7 protein-coding genes and 1 riboswitch are annotated in these 5443 nt (G+C 74.2%); of the genes, 2 read left to right on the top strand and 5 right to left on the bottom strand.

Translation table 11 applies throughout. The features are described from left to right. Nucleotides 1-96: 96 nt before the first annotated feature. Genes Voc01_RS42475 through Voc01_RS42455 form a run of 5 tightly spaced genes read right to left on the bottom strand, consistent with a single transcriptional unit; the run spans nt 97 to nt 4230 of the window. Nucleotides 97-711 carry a hypothetical protein gene (locus Voc01_RS42475; protein ID WP_203933403.1) on the bottom strand — a complete coding sequence of 205 codons (615 nt, stop codon included), beginning with the start codon at nt 709-711 and terminating at the stop codon, nt 97-99. Further along, complete coding sequence (locus tag Voc01_RS42470; protein ID WP_203933402.1) at nt 708-2045, bottom strand: hypothetical protein; 1338 nt, start codon at nt 2043-2045, stop codon at nt 708-710. Before Voc01_RS42470 ends, Voc01_RS42475 begins: the two co-directional genes overlap by 4 nt. Then, nucleotides 2042-2839 carry an ABC transporter ATP-binding protein gene (locus tag Voc01_RS42465; protein WP_203933401.1) on the bottom strand — a complete coding sequence of 266 codons (798 nt, stop codon included), beginning with the start codon at nt 2837-2839 and terminating at the stop codon, nt 2042-2044. The genes Voc01_RS42470 and Voc01_RS42465 overlap by 4 nt, the downstream gene beginning before the upstream one ends. 27 nt (nt 2840-2866) lie before the next feature. Continuing rightward, the gene (locus tag Voc01_RS42460; RefSeq protein ID WP_203933400.1) at nt 2867-3679 is read right to left on the bottom strand and encodes a cupin domain-containing protein; all 813 of its coding nucleotides are present in this window, start codon (nt 3677-3679) and stop codon (nt 2867-2869) included. Beyond that, nucleotides 3676-4230: an RNA polymerase sigma factor gene (locus Voc01_RS42455; RefSeq protein ID WP_239160896.1), complete on the bottom strand. Its 555-nt coding sequence runs from the start codon at nt 4228-4230 to the stop codon at nt 3676-3678. The genes Voc01_RS42460 and Voc01_RS42455 overlap by 4 nt, the downstream gene beginning before the upstream one ends. A 96-nt stretch (nt 4231-4326) precedes the next feature. Further along, a riboswitch (guanidine-III (ykkC-III) riboswitch) is annotated at nt 4327-4391 on the top strand. A 9-nt stretch (nt 4392-4400) separates the two neighbouring features. On the opposite strand from Voc01_RS42455, the gene Voc01_RS42450 reads away from it, so the two are divergent. Both Voc01_RS42450 and Voc01_RS42445 read left to right on the top strand, forming a co-directional pair. Next, entirely contained in the window at nt 4401-4715 is a 315-nt protein-coding gene (locus Voc01_RS42450) for a DMT family transporter (protein WP_203933399.1), read from the top strand. 38 nt (nt 4716-4753) lie between these two features. Beyond that, nucleotides 4754-5359: a flavodoxin family protein gene (locus Voc01_RS42445; RefSeq protein ID WP_239160895.1), complete on the top strand. Its 606-nt coding sequence runs from the start codon at nt 4754-4756 to the stop codon at nt 5357-5359. Nucleotides 5360-5443: the final 84 nt, after the last annotated feature.

Raw genomic sequence — 5443 nt, 5'->3', positions numbered from 1 at the left:
GCGGTGGGGCGGCCGCGGTGGGCTGGGCCACGGGGGCCGGCCGGGGCGGGGAGCGGTGCGGAGCCGTCCGCAACCCCGGCAAGGCCCTCCCGGTGGCTAGGACGCGGGGGCGGTCTCCGCCTTCTGGTTGCGGGGCGCGCCGCGCCACGAGTACGCGACCAGGCCGGCCACCGCCAGGATCACCGCGCAGCCCGTGGCGACTCCGGTGTCGGCGGGCTGGACGAGCCACCCCGCGATCTGGATCCCCACCTTCGGGCTCTCCTCCAGGAACGGCAGCACCGAGGCGACCGACCACGTCACCGGTGCGACCCAGGACACCGCGGCACCGAACAGGGCGGTGCCCAGCGCGGTCAGGCCCAGCAGGCCGGCGGTGTTGCGCAGCACCAGGCCCACCGGCTCGAAGCGGGCGTCGGTGGCCAGCGACGGCAGGAGCAGCGCGACGATCACGCCACCGACCGCGAGCACGTGGACCAGGCGCCGCACCGGCCACCGGACCGCGGCCGTGTGGTCGAGGGCGTCGTCGGGGCCGCTGAGGGTGCGGGTGAACGCGGCCACCCCGAACATGACGGTCAGGGTCACCCCGCGTTCGTTCACGGTGTGCGAGTCGCTCAACGCGGACCAGCCGGCCCACACCAGCGCGACCGCACCGGCCGCGACGGCGAGGGCGACCGGCACGCCGCGCGACCGCAGGTACAGGACCAGCCACCTCATCGCAGGACCGCCACCAGCGCGTCGGTGCGGCACGCGACCACGTCGGCGCGGGCGGCGGCCAGCCGGGCGCGCTGCTCCTGCGCGGGCAGGCCCAGGAAGCGTTCGTACGCGGCGGGCGTCTCCGGGTCGTAGCCGACCGCGCGGCCCACCAGCCAGGACGCGGCCACCTCGCCGGCCAGGTACACCTCCTTCCCGTATGGCTGGTCGCCGCAGTCGAGGCGCCACACCTCGGCCAGCAGCGTTCTCAGGTACCAGTCGCCGCTCAGGTCGGCACCGCCGGTGCGCCCGTAGGACGGCGCGGTGAAGACCAGCGTGTCGGCGCCGTACCGGGGCGGGTCGGACATCAGGCCCTGCCGCACGAACGAGCGCGGGTGGCCGCTCTCGACCGCCCGCGTCGGTGCGTCGGGCAGCTTCGCCGCGAGGACCGCCAGCGCCTCCCGCACCGGGCCGGCGACCTCGGACAGCAGGTTCGCGTGCACGCGGGTCATGCAGACCTGCGGACCGGCGTCGTCGCAGACCAGTTCGAGCGCCACCGGGTCGGGGCGTGCCGCGCCCTCGTACGCGCCGGCCGGCAGCAGCGGCAGCGTGACGGCGAGGCCGAGCGCCGCCGGCAGCACCGCGAGCCCGCGCGTCAGCGGCCGGGTCGCGCCGTAGAGCAGCAGACCGGTGACCGCGACCGCGACGAACCACCCGGCCTGCACGAGGCTGTGCCGCACCGGGAAAGTCTGGAAGTCGTCGAGGCCACCGACGTACACCGGGCTGAGCATCAGCGCCGCCGGCGGCAGCCGGTCCTGGCTCAGGACGCTGTTCACGGAGACGAAGTCGGGCAGCAGCCCGGCGACGAGCACTCCCACCACCGCCAGCGCCGGCGGGGTGACCAGCCACGGCATCGCCCGGCCGGCCGCGAGCCCGAGCCACGCCGCCGTCACCATCGACACCGCCCCCGCCGCGGCCAGGCCGACCGCGCCGACCGTGACGTGCCGGGCGGTCGGCGCGACCCATCCCGCACCGATCACCAGCATCAGTACGTACGCCGAGGCCATCGTGACCCCGAGCGCGGCGGCCGTCGGCAGCACCCGCCGCCAGCGCGGCCGGGCGGTGGTGGCGAACAGCTCGCCGACCCTGCTGCGGGCCTCCCGCCGGCCCAGCCACGCCCCGCCGGCCAGCGCCAGCGGAACCAGGACCAGCAGCATGGTGCGACCGGCCGACGCCAGCTGGATCCACCGGCCGGCGAAGCCCTGCGGGAACGAGACGAGCACCGCGACCCCGAGGGACAGCGCCAGCAGCGCGCTCCACACCGCCGACGACCGGCGCAGCTCGATGCGGAAGATCATGCGGACCCCCGGTGCGCCCGCAGGATCGCCGAGTAGCCGCGCTCGCTGGCGCTGTCGCCGGCGTGCCCGTCGGCGCCCCGCTCGGCGAGCTGCACCGGGGTGCCCTGCCACACCAGCCGCCCCTGGTCGACCAGCACCACGTCGGTGCACGCGGCCGCCACGTCCTCCACGAGGTGTGTCGACACCACGACGCAGCTGTCGACACCGATGCCGCGCAGCAGGTCGCGGAAGTCCATGCGCTGCTCGGGGTCGAGGCCGACGGTCGGCTCGTCGAGCAGCAGCACCCGCGGGTCGTTGACGATCGCCTGCGCGATGCCGGCCCGCCGCACCATTCCGCCGGAGAGCGTCTTCATCTTCGAGTCGGCGCGGTCGGTCAGGCCCACCCGCTCGACCGCGCGCTGCACCGCGCCCGGGATCAGCGACGTCGGCATCTCCTTGAGCCACGCCATGTACTCGATGAACTCGCGCACGGTGAACCGCGGGTAGAACCCGAAGTGCTGCGGCAGGTAGCCGAGGCTGCGCCGCAGCGCGCGCAGGTCTCCTCCGCGGCCGCCGACGTCGGTGCCGAGCATGGCCAGCGTGCCGCCGGCGGGCTTCACCACCGTGGCCAGGGCCCGCATGAGCGTGGTCTTCCCGGCGCCGTTCGGCCCGAGCAGGCCGTGCACCCCGGTGTCGAGGGTCAGGTCGAGCCCGTCGACGGCCAGGTGCCGCCCGGCCCGGACCCGCAACCCACCGGCCTGCACCGCCCACGCGTACCGGTCGGGCGCGGTCTCCGTCGTGCTCACTGCGCGCATGAAGGTCTCCGTTCGTCGTGTGTTGTCTCAGGACGCGCCGACGCGCGGGTGCCGGTGATCGGCGGCCCGGATCGGCACCAGGGCGGAGAGGACGCACGTGAGCGCGGCCCAGATCGGCCAGCTGCCACCGGTGAGCAGCACCGGAAGCCGGTCGAGCACGAGGCTCGGCACCACGACGCCCGCCGCCCACACGGCCGCCAGTACGACGGCGGCCCGGTCGACCCCGATCAGCCCGCCGAGCGCGAGACTCCCGGCCGTGAACGCGAGGCACGGCAGCAGCCACAGCGCCGGCGAGTTGCCGGTCGCCCACCCGGCCACGGCGAGGACCGGCAGCACCGCAACGAGTGCGGCCATGGTGCGCCGCAGGAGCATCCACAGCCCGCTGCGCGGCGCCGAGACCATCAGCTCCCACGCGGGATCGGTCCGCCGGCTCCACACCGCCGCCACCGGCAGCAGCGGCACCACCGGCGCGAGGAGCAGCACCACCGACGGCACGCGGTCGAAGGCCCGGTCGACCGCGAGGTCGAGCGCGACAGCGGCGACGACGAGGCTGACGGCCATCGCCAGCCACGGCAGCATGCGCACGGCGAACGCGGTGCGGCGCAGCTGCCACCGGCGCCGGGGCGCGGGCCCCGGACCGGCGGCGATGCCGGCGCCGATGCCGACGGCCACCCGGTCGAGCAGTTCCTGCGTGTCGCCGTCGACGGCGCGGGCCAGCACGGCCCGGCAGCCGGCGCAGGTCTCGAGGTGGGCCTCGATGGCCCAGATGGTGGCGTCGTCGAGTCCGGCTCCGCCCGTTGCGTATCCGGCGACCAGCGCCGGCTGGGGATGTTGGGTCATGACAGCGCCTCCCGCAGCGCGATGCGCGCCCGCCGCGCGCGGGTCTTCACGGTTCCTTCGGGCATGCCGAGCAGCAGCGAGGTCTCCCGCGTGGTGAGCCCGTCGAGGACCATCGCGCAGAGCACCTGCCGCAGCTCCGGCGGCAGCTGGAGCAGCGCCCGCTCCAGGTCGGGCTCGATGCCGCCGGCCAGCACCTGCTCCTCGGCCGCCGGCGCGACGGTCTCGGCCACCGGCACCACCGGCACCCGCTCCTGCCGGGCCCGCCGCCGGAACGCGTCGACCAGCCGGTGCGCGGCGATGGTCCACAGCCAGCCGAGCGCGCTGCCACCGGCGGAGCCGTGCGCGTGGCCGGCCGCCGACCGCCACACGGCGAGGAACGTGTCCTGCACCACCTCGGCCACGATGTCGGGGTCGGCGCACCGCCGCCGTAGCCGCACCGTGAGCCACGGCGCGGCCCGGCGGTACAGCTCGTCGAAGGCCGCGCGGTCGCCGCGGGCGATGTGCCGCAGCAGTGCGCCTTCGTCGAGTGTGTCGAACCGAGGTCGTCTCACATCCGGCAAGACGACGACTCTGCCGGTGATGGTTCTCCGATCGCTGTGACGCCGGTCACTCACTTGCCGTTGGTGACCGACTGTGACAGCCTCGGTCACGAGCCCGTTCCGGGCTCCCGGACGAGGGGTGCCGTACCCGGCCAGCGACAAGACGGCCCGTGGAGGCTGTGATGTCGTGGCTCGTCCTGGTCGTATCCGGTGTGCTCGAAGCGGTGTGGGCCGCGGCGTTGGGCCGTTCGGAGGGCTTCAGCCGGCCGGTTCCGTCGGTGGTGTTCCTCGTGGCGCTGGTCGCCAGCATGGGCGGCCTGGCCTTCGCGATGCGTGACCTGCCGGTCGGCACCGCGTACGCGGTGTGGGTCGGCATCGGCGCGGTGCTGACCGTCGCGTACGCGATGACCACCGGCCAGGAGCCCGTGTCGGCCCTGAAGATCCTGTTCCTGTCCATGATCATCGGTGGGGTGGTCGGGCTCAAGCTGGTCCACTGACCCGTTTGCCCCGCCCGCCGCGGGGAAGGGGTCGGATCATGTCGTTGACCGCAGTCGTACTGGGATGCTCCCTGAAGAAGTCGCCCGCCCCGTCAAGTTCCGAACTTCTGGGACGCGAGGTGCTGGCGGCGCTGGCCGACCACGACGTCACCGGCGAGGTGGTGCGCGTCGTCGACCACGACGTGCGCTTCGGCGTCTCCACCGACGAGGGCGACGGCGACGAGTGGCCGGCGATCCGCGAGAAGATCATGAACGCGCAGATCCTCGTGGTCGCCAGCCCGATCTGGATGGGACAGCCGTCGAGCGTGTGCAAGATGGTGCTCGAACGCCTCGACGCCGAGCTGTCCGAGACCGACTCCGAGGGCCGGATGCTGACCTACGGCAAGGTGGCCATCGTCGCGGTGGTGGGCAACGAGGACGGCGCGCACCACGTCACCGCCGAGGTCATGCAGGCGTTGAGCGACGTCGGCTTCAGCATCCCCGCGTCGGGTGGCACGTACTGGGTGGGCGAGGCGATGGGCGGGGTCGACTACGACCGGGCCGGGCCGAAGCCCGACACCACGGGCAGGGCCACGAAGACCGCCGCGGCGAACGCCGCCCACCTCGCCCAGCTCCTCGCCGACAAGCAGTACCCGCCGTCGTAGGACACGAGGAAGGGGCCACGCCGGGCGTGACCCCTTCCCGTCTGTTGATCGTTGTTCGAGGAACGAAACTGCAGTGGGGCTTCA

The sequence above is a fragment of the Virgisporangium ochraceum genome (assembly GCF_016863655.1).
GTDB classification, from domain to species: Bacteria; Actinomycetota; Actinomycetes; order Mycobacteriales; family Micromonosporaceae; genus Virgisporangium; species Virgisporangium ochraceum.
This window is presented reverse-complemented; position numbering and strand designations above follow the sequence as displayed.